The sequence below is a fragment of the Pseudomonas syringae pv. coryli str. NCPPB 4273 genome (genome assembly GCF_000972175.1).
Taxonomy (GTDB): Bacteria; Pseudomonadota; Gammaproteobacteria; order Pseudomonadales; family Pseudomonadaceae; genus Aquipseudomonas; species Aquipseudomonas syringae.
This window is the reverse complement of record NZ_AWQP01000047.1, coordinates 25,312-44,544: the sequence shown is the minus strand read 5'-3', so window position 1 is coordinate 44,544 and position 19,233 is coordinate 25,312. Positions and strand designations below refer to the sequence as shown.

The following is a 19,233-nucleotide window of genomic DNA, read 5'->3' as shown; positions in this document are numbered from 1 at the left end:
AAATCCGCTCTGCTGGGCGGTCGAGAGGGGAATCCGAAAGGGTTCCCCTTTTTCTTGCCTTGAGAAAACGTTCACAATCTATAGGCATCGTTCACACACTGCAATGGGAACGTCCGTTCTCGTTCAAATCATCGTTCACACAAGCATTCACAGTGGCATTCACACGAGTAAATGTGAACGACCGTAGCTAACCTACTGATCTGTATGACTTGAACACCTTCTTGTTAAGGTGGTGCTCATTGTTCGTGGCCTCACAATGGCAAGCTTCTAACCAACTGAGCTACGTGCCTGCTGTGGGCTGGACGCTACCCGACCCCTCTGTGGAATTTTCTTGACGCTCAAGGCAAGGGCCAATTTCTGTGTGCGTGGGGTCAGCAAGGCGAGAGGGGTAGGCAGGGGGTTAGGGGCTGTCCTTTCTTATGCATTGGTGGTCGGAAATTTCTATGAAAAATTATTGACGTGGTGTATGTATGGCGCAAGGCCATCCCTTGTCTGAGGTGTAGGAGGTACTGTGCAAAATCTTCTCAAAAGTCTGATGCTGCTATGGAGAGAGAGAAAATTCGGAGATGAGATAGCAGACCTGCTCGGAGTAAACAGACGTCTATTCCACAGCGCTATGGAAGAGGGTGGTTGCCGGTCTCACATGGTGAGGTTGTGCATATTGCGTGATGGGGGCGTGTCGAAAGTATTGATTGCTGTTGATTGTTGCAATTACTTGCTACCAGGTCTCAGGAGGTTAGAGAATAGATATGGACAGCAGGTATTGATAGAAACAGGTAGGGCGAATTTAATGGCCTATATTATAGAGAATCGATAGCTATAGAGTTGGAGTACGCAACTGAGTTGAACACTCACAATAGCCATTCGCTGGTTGCAAATGTCTAATCTGTCGGGCAGGAAGTGCTATGGATGATGAGCGCAGGAAGAGTATGAAGTTGGTTATGAAAGCAACAGCAGGCTATCATCCTGTGGGGGTTTTGTGTAACTGGGTTTTGATTAATTTCCTTTTTGCGTGTGTTGCGATAGCAGTATTCAAGGGTAAGGTGTTGAGTGCATTGCTTGTTTTCTTTGTGGTGTTCCTGATCAGACAAGTGGCTATGTATATGCTCACTCTGTATCTCGTCAGAAAGTATGTTAAAGAAAGGTGAATGTGGTCCTAGAGCTTTAGGTACAATGCACCCTACTTCTTTTAATAAATAATTCTCTCAGTTTGGTGACACTAGGGTCAGCCTTCGGAAGTCTGCTTCCCATTCCTCAGTCACTTTGGCTTCTTTAGCTAGGTGGCCTTCAATGTCTTGTTTCTTAGGACGACCCACTGGTCTGGTTACACCAGCAATCTTAAGTAGTTCCTTGACAGCAGGTATGCTACCTTCGTTAAGCGCATACTTCAATGACTCAAGTGACTTGTCGAACCAGTAGAGTCGATGTTCTTCTTTCCATCCTTGGTTTTCTGCATGGGTATCTAGCAGGGCTAGACTAACTCCAAGTGTTTTGGCTAGCTCAATGTGTGAGTAAGCTTCTACGTATTGCTGTTTGTGTTCGTCTTGAATATTCATATTGTTCTCTTTGAATGTGTGAGGATAGTAGTGGGCTTTCAGCAGGAGTCACTGCGTGACAGCAGAAGCAAGAGCACGCCACGTAGTGGCATACGCAATAAAGAAAGATCAAGAGCAATACATACTGGTTGGTAGTTCGCTTTTGATTCTCTCTTTTATGCGTGCTGTTGTCAGCTACGCTGACGTTGCTTTTGCTTTTAAGGAAGGTCCATCGATAGATGGTAGTCGAAGGATGGTGTCTTACTTGATATCCTAAGAAGGGAGTAGTACCTGTCAGCTTGCTGACGTTAAGGTGTTCTTAGAAATTGATCAAAAACTCTTAAGAGTCTTTAAGAGAAAATGATCAAAATGATGCTGACGTTGATCAATTCAAGGGGCATCTATAAGTTCCTTATATATCCGACCGTATTAAGTCCTAGCCTATAGCTAGGCTGTTCTTAGACGAGTAATCACTAAGCGTCACTGCGTGACAGGTATATCGATGTCTCTATATATATCCGACCGTATTAAATATGTCAGAGAGGGAGCGGTGGCTCCCCTTGTCTCTGTGTGTCACATTCGTAGACTGGTAGGTCTATCGTAAGGAGTAGGAGGAGGATAGATAGTTCCTCTCTATATCCGACCGCAATTAACACAGAGGTGGTTATGTCAGAGGTGAGTCATATGAGCGGTAGCTCCTCTACTATCCGAGCGTATTAAATCAAGGGGTAGTGGAGAGAGGTCTCTCTATATATATCCGAGCGTATTAACAATGGCTGATATGGTGTCCCCCATATATCCGACCGTATTAATGTTTGGTCAGAGAAGGGTAGGAGTCAGCAAAGCTAACTTCAAATTCTAGTAGTCCTTTGATGCTAGTGTTACGCTCAAGGAAGAAGCTCATGCCACTGATTGCATGTCTAGCGCATTGACATACTCTACGTGCTTGTCTGTCGCTCATTGGTGTGAGCCCTTCTAGCAGTATAGAGGTTTTAATGTTCTCAGTGCTCACGATGTCTAGCATACAAGCTTTCAGTACATGAGAAGGACTAGTGCTCATTGTACCATTGCTAACTCCCCCTGCGGTCATACAGGAGCCGTAGACATAATCATCGAGCCAAGGATGCGTCTCGCTGTGTGCCACCTTGAAGTGCTTAGCATAAGGGTTGAGCATGGTCTTAGGCTTAGGCCCTCTCTTAACTTTGATTTCTGTTGTCCCTACAGTCTGCTTGTTAGGAGATTGCTCGCAAGGGGTAAGGAGACAGATATTAGGCTTAGGTGGAAGGTTGCAGTTTCGAGCAGATGGATAATCATAAGGAACCTCGGGCATGGGGTGAGTGGTGTACTCCCCTAAGACTTCACCGCTGAGTTTGTCTAAGACATAATCACCTACACGAAGGGTTCTCTGTAGTTGAGTAACAATGTCTCTAATGTCGCTGGGTTGGTGACTTAGCATAAAGAGCGTTCTTCTTGTTGTCTGTAAGCCCCTGAGAGCGTTTGTAGGAGGCGTTAGGTGTAAGGTATACCCATTTCGTGAGAGAGCTGCTGGGGCCCTCTCAGGGCGTGTAAGGCCACCTCAGAGTTAATGACCATAGGGGCAATGCTAGCCTTGACGTTTATGTCTAATGCTAGTTTCTTGATAGGCATTGCATAAACAATTATGATTAGCTGTGGTAGTGACTGAATAAACTTGGTGGGCTTGCGGCTGCCCGGAAGGGCTTCAGCAATGAACAGTTATCGTCGTTTTTGAGATTGCTCAATGTCTTTTAACTGTAAATTAGAGATGTAGCCTGCTGCTTGTGACGAGAGTCGATACTGTAAAGAGAGGGCAGAGATGGCTTTGGTATTACCCTTAGCCGCTATCAGTTCCTTTGCAAGTCCTCGCTTGACAGTTATGGGGATGAGGTGTTTTGTTCGATAGTCTAGGTTAGGGATGTTGATGTAGTCGTCATCTGAACTCATACGGATGCTTTCATGTGATGCATGACATAACCGTTAGGGTTAGTCTGGCAATAGTAAGGAGGGTTAAGCAGGTGGCATACACGATGAATGCTGTAACCAACCAGCCAGTAATTGTCTTCATTTGATAGGCTTGCGTAGTTCCATGTCATCAATGATCTTATGCAAAGCAAAGGCTGATGTGAACGTACCTTCCAATGGTGAATTCTTAGGAAGGCCTACACAGACATAGCTTCCACGTTGATGCATCTGGTAGCTAACCCCCTTGTAAGTCTTCACTTCACCTACAAGGCTATTGTTACTCACCTCTGCCTGTTCAATCATGGCCTTGAGCTGAGCCTTACGATGTTCCTGATACTGACGCTCACCCTCTGAGATGTAATAGTTCATTCTTGAACTCCTAGACGCTTATAGACGCTTGCTTTGATCGCTTTCATAGCATCAGTTTGGTTCTTACCAGTTGCTGCTGGCCCACTTATGATGCTTCTCGTTACGCCAGTGAAGTTCCCTTCGCTATCATACTGGTTATTACTAGGCTTATTGGTGGTTCGATCAAGGCGTGCTTGCTGTACTGCCACCTGCATATCCAGACTCTCTCGAATCAGCGGATCAGTCTTATAGAGACGCTCAAGAGTGGCTTGCTTAACTTTCTTCATCGTGGCTACTGCATCCTTGGAACTGTCAAGGGCTCGGAGAGGGCGTGCCTCCTGTTCTAGCACCCAACCTGAGTTATGAGCAACCTGTTTTACTTCCTCAAGGGAGCGTCCTGTTTCTTGTGCCAATGCTACAAGGTCTTCGTGTTTGTATGTACGCATGTGTGTGTTCCTTCTTGGAGGGTTAGAGAGTGATGATGCGATATTGAAAGGGTGAGGAGTGAGCGTCACCTGATTTTCTGCGTTCTACCATTGCTGTATTTTTCAGATGTTTAAGTACACCCTCAACGGAGCGACGTGGAAGTGTGGTTGCTACTGAGAAATCATTACCAGAGATAGTGGCCCATCCGTCCTTGTCGGCTTGATTGCGAATCATCAGGTAGATAAGTTTTCTAGGTAGTGTATTGAGTTGATTGTGTTGTAGCGCAACAATATGTTCTAAAGTAATAGACATTGTCATACCTGTAAGTGAGTTGAGTTGTAGTTTTGTTTTAATGCTCCCCCTATATCCCCCCAGTTGGTCACGAGAAATATTATCTAGGGGAAAAGCAGAAGGCTCTGCATCGCGTAACTGCAAGCAGGGGTGTTTGTATTACATTGAGGTTTTGGTGTTGCTAAGGGAGGCAGGTGCTTTGTTGTCGATCTGAAATGCTATCCCCATACATATCTATACCTGATTTTTAGGGAATTCCCCTCAAATTATTTTCAGGTAGTCTATATTTTTATACTCTCATATATATCTATACCTAGTTTTCAGGGAAAACCGGACAAATTATTTTCCAAAGGGGGCTAATTAGTTTGCTTGATTGGTATGAGGCACGAGACTGTGAGTGTCTCTACGCCTCCTGTAAGGCTCTGTAAGGCACGCTATAAGCAAAGCCTAGAGCTGATGAGGGTTGCACTCTAACGTCTCACCAGCGAGCCTATAGGGCCTCAGTCAATCAGATGCAATACATCCTTGGCATTCAGATGGGAGTATCTGGCGACAGACCTTGTGTCCCTATGCCCCGACACAATCATTATCTGAGCGTTGTTAAACCCTCTCTTAGCTACATTGGTTATTCTTGTATGTCTGAGCTGGTGCAGCCTTACATTACTATCAAGGTTAGCTGCTGTCCTAGCTCTCCTGATGGCCTGTGAGACGCTGTGAGGCGCTACTGAGAACAGTCTGCCTCTTTGTATGCGTTCTGCTATGGCGAGTCTCTGAGCTTCTTCCAGAAGCTCTATCGCACGTAAGGTCAGGGGCACTGAGCGTGTACCATTCTTGCCATCTACTACGTCCACAATCCTCTGTTCCAAATGCAGGCAGTTAACTGTCAGCTTCAGTATCTCAGAACGACGCATAGCTGTTTCATATGCAAGCTCTGCTATCAGGGCCATTGTGGGTGATAGCTCATTGAGGATTAGACGTAGCTCACCAGCAGTCACCACCTTGTCACTGGACTTGTCAGGCTTAGGTAGGGAGATGTCACAGACTGGGTTAGGTATGTCTATTAGCAGGCCACGCTTAGCGTACTTGAAGAACCGAGAGAGGAACGCTAGTTGATGCCTGCATGTGGCTGCCTTGACGGTCTGTAAGCGCATCAGTTTGAAATCGTTCACTAGCTTGGGGGTAATGTCATGAATTGACTGAGGGAAAGCGTGAGCTAGTTGCTCAACTATCTGGACAGCATGGGTGTAGGAACCCTTGCCCTTGAGGTGGGAGTCACAGTAGGTCATGCCCAATGTGAAGATGGTGTGGTGCTTATGGTCTTTGATGACAGCCTCAAGCTTGTCAGCCCATGCCTGAGCCTCAGCCTGTGTAGAAAATGTCTTCGACTGAGGGGGTTTCCCTTTCAATCTGACCTGAGCGTTCCAGTTGCCTGATGGTAGGGAGCGGATGTTAGCCATGTTGACGCCTCATGATGTGAATGGGCGTTCTCTCAAGGCCATAGCCTGTATGGGCTAGGGGGTATTGCTCCTCTCCTTGACATGGTGGGGGTCGTTGGTTCGAGTCCAATCGCGCCTACCAAACAAAATCCGCTCTGCTGGGCGGTAAAAAAAGGGTCAACCGAGAGGTTGACCCTTTTTTGTTGTGCTCGCTTTACCCGCAGCCAGTGCCGGCTCTCGTGCCAACGCGAGCATTGGCACGAGAGGGCAAGTTGCCTCAGGGAATCAGGCGGTCACGACGCAGCTTTTCAAACACGTCGAAGAACGCATCGTCACTGGCCTGGAACGCCGTGAAGCCCAGTTTGCGGCTCTTCGACATGTCAGTGACAACTTCAATCGGACGGCCGAGGTCGGCATCGCTGTGCCATGGCGAAATCAGGCGGTTGATGTCACTTTCCTTGAGCTGATGCTCGCGAACGATGTCATCCCAGACCGCCTGATCGTTGGCCATCTGCGTTTCCAGCGGGGCTGGCTCGCTCGGGAAATCGGCTGGCTGCAGGCCGAAGTATTCGGCGATCTGTCCCCACATCCAGCTCCAGCGGAACACATCGCCGTTGGTGATGTTGAACGCCTGATTGGCGGCTGCAGGTGTGGTCGCGGCCCACAGTTGCTGACGGGCCAGCTGCCGCGCATCGGTCATGTCGGTCAGGCTGTCCCACTGCACGCGTGAGCCCGGGAATACGAAAGGTCGGCCGGTGGCTTTACAGATCGAGGCGTAGACGGCCAGGGTCGTCGCCATGTTCATCGCGTTGCCGACGGCGACACCGGTCACGGTGTGCGGGCGATGGACGCTCCAGGTAAAGCCATCCTTCTCGGCGGCAGCGAAGACTTCGTCTTCCTGGGCGTAGTAGAAGTTTTCGATATCCAGGCGCGCCTGCGATTCCCTGAACGGCGTTTGCGGCAGGGTGCCTTTGCCATACGCTTCGAACGGGCCGAGGTAATGCTTGAGGCCGGTCACCAGCGCAACATGCTTGACACTGCCAGCGGGCCGCACAGCGTCCAGCACGTTACGCACCATTGCAGCGTTGACGCGGATGTTTTCTGCTTCAGTGGCCTGACGCGACCATGTAGTGATGAACACGTGGGTGGGCTTCACATCAGCCAGAGCCGCACGCACGGACTCCGGGTTCTGCAGGTCTGCAGCTACCGGGATCACGCCGGGCCGCGCTGACGGGCTACGGGAGAGGGCGGCAACCTGCCAATCGTTGTCCAGTAACAACTGTGTGATTGCACTGCCGACAATGCCACTTGCGCCAACAACCAGGGCGGTCTGAGTCATAGGGGTCTCCTGAGACGGGGAAGAAAGTAATGAACCGTCTGCTGTCTCAGAACAGCATCAGGCCATACCGTTCAACCCGATTGTCCTGATTACCCTGTAACGTGGCTCCGGGCACCGGAAACGCCTTCGGACTCGTTGGCATATGACTTGACGATGGTTTTGGTCGCACTGCTGGCTTTCAGGTCACCAAGTTTCTGCAGCGCAAGCCATTTGCAGGCGGCAATTTCGTTCTGCGGCGATGGCTCGCTGGAGGCTGGGACCTGGGCGGTGAAAACGTAATGGGCCACTTGATCCTTTTCGTACACATCGAGGTACAGAAGATCAAGGTCGGCAAGCCCGGTTTCTTCGCACAGTTCACGCACTGCGGCCTGGAAGGGCGTTTCACCCGCTTCAATCTTGCCGCCGGGCAATGCCCAGCGGGATTTCGGTTTGCGCACGTAAAGGACCTGGCCGTCACGTTTGCAGATGACTGTCGCGCGTTGTTTCATAATCCGTTCACCTGTTAAACGTCCGTTGACATGAGTATCTGCAAGGACTGCGTGAACTTGAGACTCAAAGACAGTCAGTAGTAGTCACCAAAATGTAATAAATAGTTCATTTTGGCGGGCGCCGCTCAGGCCGTAGCGTGAAACAGCCAGATCGAGTCGCACAGCAGGCGGGTTGCCGATATCTGCAACCCGGTTGCTGCACTAGAGTATGGACATCAGTGGGCGATTAGCGGCGATCGGTTCACCGGGGGCGACGTACGGCATGTCAAATTGCAGCCGTCCTTGGCCGCCAGGTGCGCATCAGGCAGCGTTCGAGTCGGCAGCCGCTTCCTGCTTGAGGCTGTCCATGTCGATGACGAAGCGATACTTGACGTCGCCCTTGAGCATCCGCTCGTAAGCCTCGTTGATGTCCTGCATGTTGATCATTTCGATGTCGGAAACGATGCCGTGCTCGGCGCAGAAGTCCAGCATTTCCTGGGTTTCCTGAATGCCGCCGATCAACGAGCCAGCCAGGCTGCGACGCTTGAAGATCAGGTTGAACACAGCAGGTGACGGATGCGGCTCTGCCGGCGCACCGACCAGTGTCATGGTGCCGTCGCGCTTGAGAAGAGACAGAAAGGCGTCCAGATCATGCGGCGCTGCCACTGTGTTGAGGATAAAGTCCAGGCTGTTGGCCTGAGCAGCCATCTGTGCCGCGTCCTTGGATACCACCACTTCGTCGGCGCCCAGACGCAAGCCATCTTCGCGCTTATTGGGGGAGGTCGTGAACAGCACCACATGGGCACCCATGGCGTGGGCGATCTTGACGCCCATGTGGCCGAGACCGCCAAGCCCGACAATGCCGACTTTCTTGCCCGGGCCGACCTTCCAGTGGCGCAAGGGTGAATAGGTGGTGATACCTGCGCACAACAGCGGCGCGACGGCAGCCAGGTTGGCATCATGAGAGATGCGCAAGACGAACTTTTCCTTGACCACGATCTTGTCGGAGTAGCCGCCGAAGGTGTTCTCGCCGCCAAACACCGGGCCATTGTAGGTGCCGGTGAAGCCGCTCTCGCAGTATTGCTCGTCGCCCTCGGCACACGATGCACATTGCTGGCAACTGTCGACCATGCAGCCGACGCCAGCCAGGTCGCCGACCTTGAATTGCTTGACGTCGGAGCCGACCGCCGTGACCCGGCCGACGATTTCGTGACCCGGAACAGAAGGATAGAGTGTGTTGTGCCACTCATTGCGCGCAGTATGCAGATCGGAGTGGCACACGCCGCAGTAAAGGATGTCGATCTGAACATCGTCAGCGCCGGGCGAGCGACGTTCGAATTGATGGGGCTTGAGTGTGTCCTGAGCCGATTGCGCTGCGTAGCTGTATGTCTTGACCATTACTGTCACCTGTTCAATGGGGATAAGTGTAACGCCGTACGACAGCATAGCCGAGCCTCGCTCAATGACCTTGCTGTACGGCAATGCACCTGAATCTGACCCATGGGGCTGCCATGTAGTGCCCCGCGTCACACAAGCATCATCGGGAAGCCGAAGGATCTGCCAAAAAGGTATGAACTTTGCAACAATGCCCTGTCACGCTTGTAATCTTTGGTCATGGTTTTAAGGATGACCGCCGTCGGCTCATGCATCTGGATGCTTCCATGACAGTCTCACTTCTAGCCACCGGCCTTTGCCCAAGCGTAGCCTGCACCTCACGCACTCCCGGGAGCGCGTTGACGGCTAACCGAGACCGATTCTCCTGTCACGCCTCCATCGAAGCACTCATCAGCGCCGCAAGGGAGCAGACAGGCGCCATTGCCTGGGCTGCATACGCCGCCGGCGAGTTGAAATGCCTGCTTGGGCAGGGCGACGACACCGTTGTCTGGCCTGCACACATCGCCGCTGAAGACTTCGAGACGTATTGCACTCAATTGCAGCTGCATTGCCGGGTCGCGGGGCAGGGTGAGGGCGTGCTGGGTTGGGTGTTGGTACCGATGGCTGAAAAAGACCACCCCTTGCTGGTCGATCTGGCGGTCAGGCTGGGCTCGCTGTTGCAGACCGCGGCGTTGATCCGCGCGCAGAACACGCAGCGGGTTCTGTATGAAATCAGCCTGCTGGCCAGCACTACGCTGGACCGCGGTGCTTTTCTGCAAGGCGTTCATGAGCAACTCGGGACCCTGATCGATGCCGAGAACTTCTACGTTGCGCTGTATGACCGGCAAAGCGGCAAGATCACCTATCCTTATTACATTGACCGCTTCGATGACGAAGCGATGGCACACGAGACGTTCGAGTTTATCGACGCTGATCGAATGTCGCTCACCGGATATGTGTTGAGCAGCGGGCAGCCGTTGTTTCTGGATGCCGCCTGTATCGAGCTGGCCAAGGCCGAAAACCGGTTTTACTGCGTCGGACGTCTGCCCGAGTTCTGGATGGGCGCGCCCTTGAAAAATGCATCGGACGAAGTCTTTGGCATGGTCGCGATGCAGGTTTATGACGTGTCTCGTGTCTACAGTGCTCAGGATCGGGCATTGTTCGCCGTCGTGTCGCGCCATGTGGCCATGGCACTGGACCGCCAGCTACACCGGACGGACCTCGAGCAGGTAGTGGCCCTGCGCACGCAACAGCTTTCTGCAGCCAACGACGCGTTGCGTCAGGAAGTCAGGGATCGCGAGCGTGCCGAGCATCTGCAGAATGCGTTGTTCCAGATTGCCGAGCTTTCCAGTCAGCCCGGTGACATGAACGAGCTTTTTCGCAGTCTGCACATGATCGTCGGCGAGTTGCTGGTGGCGCTCAATTTCTACATCGCGCTTTACGACAGTGCGACGGGCGAAGTGACCTTTCCGTACTACATTGACGAGTTCAAGCCCGCGCCGCCGCGCTCACGGCGCGGGCAGCGGGGGTTTACCGAGTACGTGATAGGCCAGCGGCGACCGTGCCTGATCGATTACGAGGAAGCCCGCAGGCTGGAAGGCCTTGGCGAGATCGAGGTACAGCGACAATCCGGTCGTTGCTCTTCATGGCTGGGTATTCCGCTGTTCGACGGCGGACAGGTTCGCGGCGTGCTGGTGGTGCAGAGTTATTCCAAGGACGTGAGCTATACCTTGCGCGATCAGGAGCTGCTCACCTTTGTTTCTCGCCACATCGATACGGCACTGTCCCGGCGCAGCGCGGCAGAAGCGATCCATACTGCCAATGTTCTGCTTGAGGCCAGGGTTCGAGACAGGACCCGTGAGCTGGACCGGGCCAACGCCAGGCTGCAGCACGAAAACTCCCATGACTCACTCACCGGGCTGCCCAATCGCAGCCATTTGCAACATCGGCTGAGGCAGGCCTGGCAGGACTTCTGCAGCAATGGCCAGCAAGTGATCGTGATGTTCATCGATCTGGATCGCTTCAAGATGATCAATGACAGCCTGGGTCATCACTGCGGCGACATCCTTCTGGTGCAGGCCGCCGAGCGCCTGCGCAATTGCATGCGCGAACGGGACCTGCTGGCGCGGCTGGGTGGCGACGAGTTCGCCGTGTTGAGCATCGACACGCCGCTGCAGACCGGGACGGAGATCGCCCAGCGAATACTGACGGCGTTCGAGCAGCCGTTCGTGATCGATGATCACACGGTGTTCTCTTCCTGCAGCATCGGTGTGGTGGGCGCCGACAGCCGCTTCCATCAGGAACCGGCTGACCTGCTGCGCGATGCCGATACCGCCATGTACCGGGTCAAGAACGGTGGGCGGGACAGCTTCGCGGTGTTCAATCAGGCGTTGCGCCGCGAGGTGTCGGACCAGGTCGAGCAGGAAGGTGCGTTGCGCACGGCGCTGAAACGTACGGATCAGTTGATTCCTTATTTTCAGCCGGTGATCTGCGTCAATAGCGGAAAATTGCTGGCGTTCGAGGCGCTGATCCGCTGGTGCATGCCGGATGGACGAATCGTCGGGCCAGAGAGCTTTCTGCCGGCGCTCGAGGGACTGCGCCTGATTGGCCGCCTGGACCTGTACATGCTCAAGCGTGTGGTTTCCATTCTGGCGCAACCCGAGAACGGTCATTGGCCACCCGTGCATGTGAACTGTTCGAGTTACAGCATCACCCGTCCGGCATTCGCTGCGGAAGTGCTGGCGTTGCTTGCCGAGCACAATGTTGCGCCTCAACGTCTGTGTCTGGAACTCACCGAGGGCGCACTGGTGGCCGATCCCGAGCAGGCACGCCTGTCGATGAAGCTCCTGGCCGAGCAGGGTATGTCGGTCATGCTCGACGATTTCGGCGCGGGCTTCTCTTCGCTCAGCTACGTGCATCAATACCACTTCAGCGGATTGAAAATCGACAAGTCGTTTATCTTCGGCCTGGCCTCCAGTGTGCGCAGCCGCGCCATCGTGCGTGCCATTGTGCGCATGGCCGAATCCCTCGATCTGACCGTGGTGGCCGAAGGTGTCGAAGACCTTGAAACGCTTGAGCTGCTGCGCGAGATCGGCGCCACGCAGGCGCAGGGCTACTACTTTTCCGAGCCGTTGCCGATTGAGCTGCTGACTATCAACACCGGCCGTGCTGCAGGCTGACGCTCGGCCAGTGCTTGCCGCAGACGGCAGGCTGTATCCGTTCTTTGACGCGGTCGATTTTTCCGGATTTTATTTAAGCTCTTAAAATCAACAGGTTATGGATTTATAAGACAGTTGGCACTGGACTTGCTGGTGAACCTGCGCAACAGGTTCATCAGGAGGTGAGAGATGATTATTGGCACGAGTGCGCTTGAGCAGCTTGTTTCCCGGGCTGTTGTCGGGCGCAAGACCGTGGATGAGGTGTCCCAGGACGCCTTCAGCTCGGTCGCTGCCGCTGGCCTGACATCAGGTTCGGCACCGGTTACCGCGCAGACCAGCAGTTCGACATCGCAAGACAGCAAGCAGGAAAACAGCGGTTACAACGAATCCTTTGCACGGATGATGATCAACCTGAAGTCCGCCGGTGATACTTCACTGTCGGAAAAGACGGCTGACCGTGACAACGGTGTCATCGGTTCAGTGGCTGGCACCACCAGCACCACTGACACCGCATCGACGGATTCGGTACAACAGAAATTCATGGACTCTCTGAAGCAGACAGCCGAAGAGAAAGTGCGCGAAAAGCTGACGGGTATTACCCAGAAAGACTATGACGCCATGGCACCTCAAGACCAACTGGCAATTGACCAGAAGGTGCAGGACGCGCTCAAGGAAAAGCAGAACGACGTTGCGGATGACATCAACACCCGCATCAGAGGCATCAAGGCCGGTATGGTAGCTTGATGTTTGTTAGGCGACTTTGATGACCTTTTCGTGAACAAGCGAAGCGTCGCCCGGCTCACTCCCACCTAGGGAATGCTTTCCGATGGAGTTAAGTATCGATACTTTCTCCCTTCAGACATGCATTTAATGGGTGGGAGTGAGCTTGCTCACGAAGACTACCGTCCATACACCGCAGTTGATGCGGGTGTATGGAGGTAGCGTTTAAGCCTTCTCACCCCAATTGATACCTGTACGGCAAGTCCGGCCCGACCTTTGTGCAGGTCAGCGCGGCCGCGCCGACGGCGAAATTCAGCATCTCGTCCAGTGTTTCCCGTGACAGCGTCGACAAGCCTTGTGGCGTGTCGAGCTGGCGTTCACTGAGGAAGGTCAGCAGCGCGGCCTGAAAAGTATCACCAGCCCCGACGGTATCGGCGGTGACCACGGTTCTTGCCGGCACCGACCAAGTGCCGTGCTGGCGGGTGAAGACGCTGGCACCTTGCGTGCCGCGAGTGACGATGACCAGTTGCGTACGCTTGCCGAGCCAGCCTTCGGCGATCTTTTGTGGATCGTTGTCCGGGTACAGCAGGTGCAGGTCTTCGTCGCTGACCTTGATCAGGTGCGCATGCTCGGCGAACGCTGCGACCTGGCTGCGCCAGCGCTGAATGTCCGGTGCCGGGTTGAGGCGCACGTTGGGGTCCAGCGAGATCAGCCGTGTGCTGCTTTCACGGGCGACCAGCGCCAACAGTGTGTCGGCAATCGGCTGCACCACCAGTGAAAACGAGCCGACGTGAATGCCGCGTACCTGCCCGTCGAGTTCCGGCAAGTCTTCCAGGCGCAACTGGCGGTCTGCGCAGCCGTCGCCTCGAAAGCTGTATGTCGGCGATCCATCGCTGCCCACGGCGACCATGGCCAGAGTGGTGGGCGCGTCGAAGTCGATCAGGTGGTCGGTATTGACCGTTTCCTTTTCCAGCACGGCACGCAGACGGCGGCCCAGGTAATCGGTGGACAGCCCGGCAAGGAAGCTTGCGTCCACGCCCAGACGGCGCAGGCCAATCGCAACGTTGAACGGAGAGCCGCCGGCAATCGCATCGAACCCCAATCTGTTTAGGGAACCGCTGTCATCCGCGCGGGTGAAAATATCGAACAGTGCTTCGCCACAAACCAGAAACATAAGTGCTCCATGAAAAAACGCTTCAAACCTTGCGCAATTGCGCCTGATAACGCTGATAGACCTGCTGATAGGCGGCCACATTATGCACCACGGGGTGCGTCTCACTGCCTTGGTCGAGACTCACGCAGCGTTCGCAGAGTTGCTGCAGGTCCTGAGCCTTGCCGTTGGCGCGCGACCAGCACCAGGCCGCTTGAATGGCGGCGCCCAGTGCGGCGGCTTCCGAGTGGTCGGTGCAGATCACCGGTGTGTTCATGATGTCGGCCACGATCTGCCGCCACACGGCACTTTTGGAGCCACCGCCGATCAGACGGATCTTTTCGCTTTTTATGCCGCTGTCGCGCAACAGGTCCAGCCCGTAGCGAAGGCCGAAGGTGGTGCCTTCGACCACCGCACGGGACAGGTTGGCCTGGGTCAGATTGGTGCTGTCCAGCCCGACGATGCTGCCGGTCGCATCGGGCAGGGCGGGCACGCGTTCGCCGTTCAGGAAGGGCAGCATCAGTACGCCTTCGGCACCGATCGGCGCCTCGGCGACCGCCTGATTGAAGCCGGCGATGTCGAGGGCGAACAACTCGCGAATGGCGGTCGTCGCGTTGGTCAGGTTCATCGTGCAGATCAGCGGCAACCAGCCGCCGGAGGATGAGCAGAAAGTCGCGACCGACTCATGCTCGCTGACCCGCGCCTCCTCGGCGTAGGCATACACCGTGCCCGAAGAGCCGAGGCTCATGGTGATCAACCCCGGCTGGATATTGCCTGTGCCGATCGCGCCCATCATGTTGTCGCCGCCGCCACTGGAGACCAGAGCGTCAGGGTTCAGGCCCAGCAGTGTGGCGACTTCAGGACGCAGTACGCCCACCGGTTCATGGGCTTGCAACAGCTGTGGAAGTGCCTTGCCCAGACGACCGCTCGGGTCGATGTGCGCGAGCAATGGCAGGTCCCACTCGCGAGTGCGCACGTTGAAATAGCCGGTGCCCGACGCGTCGCCAAACTCGGTGCAGCAGCGGCCGGTCAGCCAATAGTTGAGGTAGTCGTGGGGCAGCAGCACCTTGTCGATCCGCTCGAACAGATCCGGGTATTGCTCCTTGGTCCACAACAGCTTGGACACGGTATAGCCTGGGGCGATGACCAGACCAAGGCGTTGCAGCGACCCCTGCGCGCCGCCCAGGTAGTCCAGCAGGCGCTGGTTCTCCGGTGCCGACTCGGTGTCACACCACAGCTTGGCCGGGCGCAGTACCTGGCCCTGAGCATCGAGCAGCACCAGGCCATGTTGCTGGCCCGAGACGCCGATGCCCTGAATCTGCTGGCCGGAAATGCCCGCCGCTGCGAGTGCATCGCGGGTCGCCTGTTGCAGCGCGTCCAGCCATTGCTGTACGTCCTGTTCGCGGCGACCGTTGTGGTCGCTGATCAGGCTGTGCGGCGCCGAGCCTTCGCCCAGTACGGTGCCGCTTTCGGTATCGAGCACCAACACCTTGGTGCCCTGGGTCCCGCAATCGATTCCAAGAAACATGGGAAGTCCCTCAGGCCTTGGCAACCAAAAGTTTTTCCAGTGTGCCACTCACACCCAGTTTGCGGAGATCATCGAGGTTCTGCTCGAAGGCCGCCACGAATGCTTTCGATTGCGGAATGGCCGAGCCAAAGATTTCTTCCACTCCCAACAAGCGCTCAGTAATGAGCGCGTCATCAGCCACCAGCGCCTGACAGAACTCGGCTCGCGGGTCAGGGATTTTGTAGGTCGCGCCGTTCTCGTCGACACCTTTCAGATAGAGCGCCCACGCGGCGACCACCAGTGAAGCGCGCGCAAGGTTGCCTTCGTCCAGAATCAGACGATTGATCGTCGGAATGGTGAACTTGGGAAATTTCGACGATCCGTCCGAACAGACCCGTTCCAGCTGATCGGCAATCGCCTGGTTGGAGAAGCGCTCGATCAGCGTGTCCTTGTAACCTTCCAGGTCGATACCTGGCACCGACGCCAGTTGCGGGGTCACGTCCAGGTCCATGTAGGTGCGGATATAGCTCACGAACAGCGGGTCATTCATGGTGTCGTGTACAAAACGATAACCCTTGAGGAAGCCCAGGTAGGTCAGTGCAAGATGACTGCCGTTGAGCAGTTTGATCTTCATATCTTCATAGGGCGTCACGTCATCGGTGAACTGCACGCCGACTTTTTCCCACGCCGGGCGACCATTGACGAACTTGTCTTCCAGCACCCACTGCACGAATGGTTCGCAGACCACCGGCCAGGCGTCGTCGATGTGTTTGTCGTCGGCCAGTTGCAGCCGGTGGGCTGCGCTGGTCATTGGCGTGATGCGATCCACCATCGCGTTGGGAAAGCTGACGTTTTCCTTGATCCAGTCATGCAGATCGGCATCGCGCAACGTGGCAAATGCCAGCAATGCCTTGCGTGTCACTGCGCCGTTGTGTGGCAGGTTATCGCAGGACATCAGGGTGAAGGCCGATGTGCCTTGCGCCCGGCGCCGGGCCAGTGCGGCGCAAAGGAAGCCGAATACCGTTTTTGGCTGATCCGGGTTCGCCAGGTCGTGCTGGATCTGCGGCAGATGGGCCATGAACTGACCGTTGCTGTCGTCGATGCAGTAACCGCCTTCGGTGATGGTCAGCGAGACGATGCGGATGTCCGGGCTGGCCAGTTTGTCGATCAGCGCCTGCGGGCTGTCTTCGGCCAGCAGCATGCCGCTGATCGAGGCAATGATGCGGGTTTGGGTGCCGGGTGTGTCACCCAGTTCATAGAGCGTGTACAGGTAGTCCTGTTGCGCCAGTGCATCGCGCACGGCCTTGTCTTCAGGACGCAGGCCCACGCCGCAGATGCTCCATTCAAAGCCTTCGCCGCTGTTCATCAGCGCATCGGTGTAAAACGCCTGATGCGCCCGGTGGAAGCCGCCGACGCCGATGTGGGCAATGCCCTGGCGAGTGTTGTCGACGGTGTAGGCGGGCAGGGCGATGTCGGCGCCCAGTTGGGACAGATTGTTTTTGTTCAGTTTCATGACGGGCTCTCCGGAACTCAGGCTGCGGCGGTCTGCAAGGTTTTGGCAATCACCAGACCTTGAGCATCGAACAGGTGGCATTGGGCACTGTCGAGATGCAGGTTCAGCGTCTCGCCGTACTGGCTGGCCAGGTCACCACGAATACGCATGGTCAGCGCCTCGCCCGAACGGGTGCGCACGTGACAGTAGGTGTCACTGCCAAGACGTTCGCTGACGTCGGCAATCACCTGCAACTGGCAATCGTCGCCCTGGGCAAGGTTCAGGTGTTCCGGGCGGATGCCCAGCGTTACCGCAGCGCCGACGCTTTGTCCTGCGCCATTGACCGGCAGGCTGATGCGCGTGCCGGCATCCAGCTCGACTTCGCAGCTGGTGTTGTCCGCCCGGCTGATTCTACCTTTGAGGAAGCCCATTTTCGGTGTGCCGAGGAAGCCGGCAACGAACAGGTTGGCCGGGTGGTGGTACAGCTCGAGCGGCGAGCCGACCTGCTCGACCTTGCCGCCGTTGAGGACGACAACCTTGTCGGCCAGGGTCATGGCTTCCACCTGATCGTGCGTCACGTAGATCATGGTGGCCTGCAGCTCTTTATGCAGGCGCGACAATTCCAGGCGGGTCTGTACGCGCAGCGCGGCGTCGAGGTTGGACAGCGGCTCGTCGAACAGGAAAATCTTCGGGTTGCGCACGATGGCCCGGCCAATCGCGACACGCTGGCGTTGCCCGCCGGACAGCTGCTTGGGCTTGCGCTCCAACAGCGGCCCGAGCTCCAGAATGCGTGCGGCTTCATCGACCTTCTTCTTGATCTCGGCCTTGTCACCGCCCGCCAGATCCAGTGCAAACGACAGGTTCTTGCCGACGGTCATGTGTGGATACAGCGCATAGGTCTGGAACACCATGGCCAGGTCGCGCTTGGCCGGAGTGACCTGCGTGATGTCCCGGCCATCGAGTTCGATGGTTCCCGACGTCACTTCTTCAAGCCCGGCGATCAGCCGCAGCAGGGTGGATTTGCCGCAGCCCGAAGGCCCGACGAAGACCACGAACTCGCGGTCTTTCACATCCAGGTCGATACCCTTGATGATCTGGTGACCGTCAAAGCCTTTTTGCAGATTGCGGATGCTCAGGTTAGCCATGTTGGACTCCTTCTTGTTCTTTGGGCCGGGCTATTTGACAGCGCCGAACGACAGGCCGCGAACCAGTTGTTTCTGACTGATCCAGCCGAAAATCAGAATGGGCGCACAGGCCAGGGTCGATACCGCTGACAGCTTGGCCCAGAACAACCCTTCGGGGCTGGAGTAGGAAGCGATCAAGGCAGTCAACGGCGCTGCGGCGGACGAGGTGAGGTTCAGCGACCAGAATGCTTCGTTCCAGCACAGGATCAGCGACAGCAACGCGGTGGAAGCCAGGCCGCCCTTGCAGATCGGCATCAGCACGCGAAAGATCTCCTGGCGGGTGCTGGCCCCGTCCAGCCGCGAGGCCTCGAGGATCTCGCCGGGGATATCCTTGAAGTAGGTGTAAATCATCCAGACCACGATCGGCAGGTTGATCAGCGTATAGATGATGATCAGCGCCAGCCGCGAATCGAGCAGGCCAAAGGTCTTGGCCAGCAGATAGATCGGCATCAGCACGCCCACCGGCGGCAGCATCTTGGTCGAGAGCATCCACAGCAGTGTGCTCTTGGTGCGCTTGGTTTCGAAAAACGCCATGGAATACGCCGCAGGGATCGCGATCAGCATGGCCAGCACCGTGGCGCTGAAGGAAATCAGCACCGAGTTCCAGGCAAAATGGAAGTAATCGCTGCGCTCCTGAATATGCAGGTAGTTTTCCAGCGTCGGGGTGAAGAACAGCTGTGGCGGTGTCGCGAATGCATCGATCTCGGTCTTGAAGCTGGTCAGGACCATCCAGAAGATCGGAAAGAACACCAGCGCAGCGATGATCCAGGACAGGGCCCCGAGCAGCAGGCTTTGCAGACGGCGTGATTGTTTGAGGGTCATCATG

16 protein-coding genes are annotated in these 19,233 nt (G+C 55.5%); 3 read left to right on the top strand and 13 right to left on the bottom strand.

Annotated elements, in window-relative coordinates; genetic code table 11:
* The first annotated feature begins 905 nt into the window (after nucleotides 1-905).
* On the top strand, nucleotides 906-1,148 hold the full coding sequence (locus P406_RS18945) for a hypothetical protein (protein WP_046237015.1): 243 nt from the start codon (nucleotides 906-908) through the stop codon (nucleotides 1,146-1,148).
* A 57-nt stretch (nucleotides 1,149-1,205) separates the two neighbouring features.
* Here the strand turns inward: P406_RS18945 and P406_RS18940 are convergent, their stop codons facing one another.
* The 8 genes from P406_RS18940 to P406_RS18900 all read right to left on the bottom strand — a co-directional run bounded on the left by P406_RS18940 (nucleotide 1,206) and on the right by P406_RS18900 (nucleotide 9,220).
* Nucleotides 1,206-1,556 (bottom strand): hypothetical protein, encoded by a 351-nt coding sequence (locus P406_RS18940; protein ID WP_024660084.1) that lies wholly within the window; start codon nucleotides 1,554-1,556, stop codon nucleotides 1,206-1,208.
* Nucleotides 1,557-3,614: 2,058 nt separating this feature from the next.
* On the bottom strand, nucleotides 3,615-3,884 hold the full coding sequence (locus P406_RS18930; RefSeq protein ID WP_032698476.1) for a hypothetical protein: 270 nt from the start codon (nucleotides 3,882-3,884) through the stop codon (nucleotides 3,615-3,617).
* Entirely contained in the window at nucleotides 3,881-4,309 is a 429-nt protein-coding gene (locus P406_RS18925) for a hypothetical protein (protein ID WP_046237014.1), read from the bottom strand. Before P406_RS18925 ends, P406_RS18930 begins: the two co-directional genes overlap by 4 nt.
* Nucleotides 4,310-4,331: 22 nt before the next feature.
* On the bottom strand, nucleotides 4,332-4,601 hold the full coding sequence (locus P406_RS28095; protein WP_080115744.1) for a hypothetical protein: 270 nt from the start codon (nucleotides 4,599-4,601) through the stop codon (nucleotides 4,332-4,334).
* 479 nt (nucleotides 4,602-5,080) lie between these two features.
* Nucleotides 5,081-6,037 carry a tyrosine-type recombinase/integrase gene (locus tag P406_RS18920; protein WP_046237013.1) on the bottom strand — a complete coding sequence of 319 codons (957 nt, stop codon included), beginning with the start codon at nucleotides 6,035-6,037 and terminating at the stop codon, nucleotides 5,081-5,083.
* A 256-nt stretch (nucleotides 6,038-6,293) separates the two neighbouring features.
* The gene (locus tag P406_RS18910; RefSeq protein ID WP_003410201.1) at nucleotides 6,294-7,355 is read right to left on the bottom strand and encodes an SDR family oxidoreductase; all 1,062 of its coding nucleotides are present in this window, start codon (nucleotides 7,353-7,355) and stop codon (nucleotides 6,294-6,296) included.
* Nucleotides 7,356-7,444: 89 nt separating this feature from the next.
* Nucleotides 7,445-7,843 (bottom strand): NUDIX hydrolase, encoded by a 399-nt coding sequence (locus P406_RS18905; RefSeq protein WP_046237012.1) that lies wholly within the window; start codon nucleotides 7,841-7,843, stop codon nucleotides 7,445-7,447.
* Between the two features lie 300 nt (nucleotides 7,844-8,143).
* Nucleotides 8,144-9,220, bottom strand: a complete 1,077-nt coding sequence (locus P406_RS18900) for an NAD(P)-dependent alcohol dehydrogenase (RefSeq protein WP_003410204.1) — start codon at nucleotides 9,218-9,220, stop codon at nucleotides 8,144-8,146.
* A gap of 245 nt (nucleotides 9,221-9,465) precedes the next feature.
* Here P406_RS18900 and P406_RS18895 point away from each other — a divergent pair, with 245 nt between their 5' ends.
* Entirely contained in the window at nucleotides 9,466-12,375 is a 2,910-nt protein-coding gene (locus P406_RS18895) for a bifunctional diguanylate cyclase/phosphodiesterase (RefSeq protein ID WP_046237011.1), read from the top strand.
* Nucleotides 12,376-12,543: 168 nt separating this feature from the next.
* Nucleotides 12,544-13,098 carry a hypothetical protein gene (locus tag P406_RS18890; protein ID WP_046237010.1) on the top strand — a complete coding sequence of 185 codons (555 nt, stop codon included), beginning with the start codon at nucleotides 12,544-12,546 and terminating at the stop codon, nucleotides 13,096-13,098.
* 211 nt (nucleotides 13,099-13,309) lie between these two features.
* Here the strand turns inward: P406_RS18890 and P406_RS18885 are convergent, their stop codons facing one another.
* From P406_RS18885 to P406_RS18865, 5 genes are read right to left on the bottom strand one after another with little or no spacing between them, the layout of a single operon-like run.
* Nucleotides 13,310-14,248, bottom strand: a complete 939-nt coding sequence (locus P406_RS18885) for a carbohydrate kinase family protein (protein ID WP_046237009.1) — start codon at nucleotides 14,246-14,248, stop codon at nucleotides 13,310-13,312.
* Nucleotides 14,249-14,270: 22 nt separating this feature from the next.
* The gene (gene xylB, locus P406_RS18880; protein WP_046237008.1) at nucleotides 14,271-15,752 is read right to left on the bottom strand and encodes a xylulokinase; all 1,482 of its coding nucleotides are present in this window, start codon (nucleotides 15,750-15,752) and stop codon (nucleotides 14,271-14,273) included.
* Nucleotides 15,753-15,762: 10 nt separating this feature from the next.
* Nucleotides 15,763-17,244 (bottom strand): mannitol dehydrogenase family protein, encoded by a 1,482-nt coding sequence (locus tag P406_RS18875; RefSeq protein WP_046237007.1) that lies wholly within the window; start codon nucleotides 17,242-17,244, stop codon nucleotides 15,763-15,765.
* A gap of 17 nt (nucleotides 17,245-17,261) precedes the next feature.
* Nucleotides 17,262-18,368, bottom strand: coding sequence for an ABC transporter ATP-binding protein (locus P406_RS18870; RefSeq protein WP_046237006.1), 1,107 nt, complete (start codon nucleotides 18,366-18,368; stop codon nucleotides 17,262-17,264).
* Between the two features lie 30 nt (nucleotides 18,369-18,398).
* Nucleotides 18,399-19,232, bottom strand: a complete 834-nt coding sequence (locus P406_RS18865) for a carbohydrate ABC transporter permease (protein WP_003347187.1) — start codon at nucleotides 19,230-19,232, stop codon at nucleotides 18,399-18,401.
* Nucleotide 19,233: the final 1 nt, after the last annotated feature.

Coding starts and splice junctions, on each gene's coding strand:
- P406_RS18945 (WP_046237015.1), top strand. CDS start 906: ATGGATGATGAGCGCAGGAAGAGTATGAAGTTGGTTATGAAAGCAACA.
- P406_RS18940 (WP_024660084.1), bottom strand. CDS start 1,556: ATGAATATTCAAGACGAACACAAACAGCAATACGTAGAAGCTTACTCA.
- P406_RS18930 (WP_032698476.1), bottom strand. CDS start 3,884: ATGAACTATTACATCTCAGAGGGTGAGCGTCAGTATCAGGAACATCGT.
- P406_RS18925 (WP_046237014.1), bottom strand. CDS start 4,309: ATGCGTACATACAAACACGAAGACCTTGTAGCATTGGCACAAGAAACA.
- P406_RS28095 (WP_080115744.1), bottom strand. CDS start 4,601: ATGTCTATTACTTTAGAACATATTGTTGCGCTACAACACAATCAACTC.
- P406_RS18920 (WP_046237013.1), bottom strand. CDS start 6,037: ATGGCTAACATCCGCTCCCTACCATCAGGCAACTGGAACGCTCAGGTC.
- P406_RS18910 (WP_003410201.1), bottom strand. CDS start 7,355: ATGACTCAGACCGCCCTGGTTGTTGGCGCAAGTGGCATTGTCGGCAGT.
- P406_RS18905 (WP_046237012.1), bottom strand. CDS start 7,843: ATGAAACAACGCGCGACAGTCATCTGCAAACGTGACGGCCAGGTCCTT.
- P406_RS18900 (WP_003410204.1), bottom strand. CDS start 9,220: ATGGTCAAGACATACAGCTACGCAGCGCAATCGGCTCAGGACACACTC.
- P406_RS18895 (WP_046237011.1), top strand. CDS start 9,466: ATGCATCTGGATGCTTCCATGACAGTCTCACTTCTAGCCACCGGCCTT.
- P406_RS18890 (WP_046237010.1), top strand. CDS start 12,544: ATGATTATTGGCACGAGTGCGCTTGAGCAGCTTGTTTCCCGGGCTGTT.
- P406_RS18885 (WP_046237009.1), bottom strand. CDS start 14,248: ATGTTTCTGGTTTGTGGCGAAGCACTGTTCGATATTTTCACCCGCGCG.
- xylB (WP_046237008.1), bottom strand. CDS start 15,752: ATGTTTCTTGGAATCGATTGCGGGACCCAGGGCACCAAGGTGTTGGTG.
- P406_RS18875 (WP_046237007.1), bottom strand. CDS start 17,244: ATGAAACTGAACAAAAACAATCTGTCCCAACTGGGCGCCGACATCGCC.
- P406_RS18870 (WP_046237006.1), bottom strand. CDS start 18,368: ATGGCTAACCTGAGCATCCGCAATCTGCAAAAAGGCTTTGACGGTCAC.
- P406_RS18865 (WP_003347187.1), bottom strand. CDS start 19,232: ATGATGACCCTCAAACAATCACGCCGTCTGCAAAGCCTGCTGCTCGGG.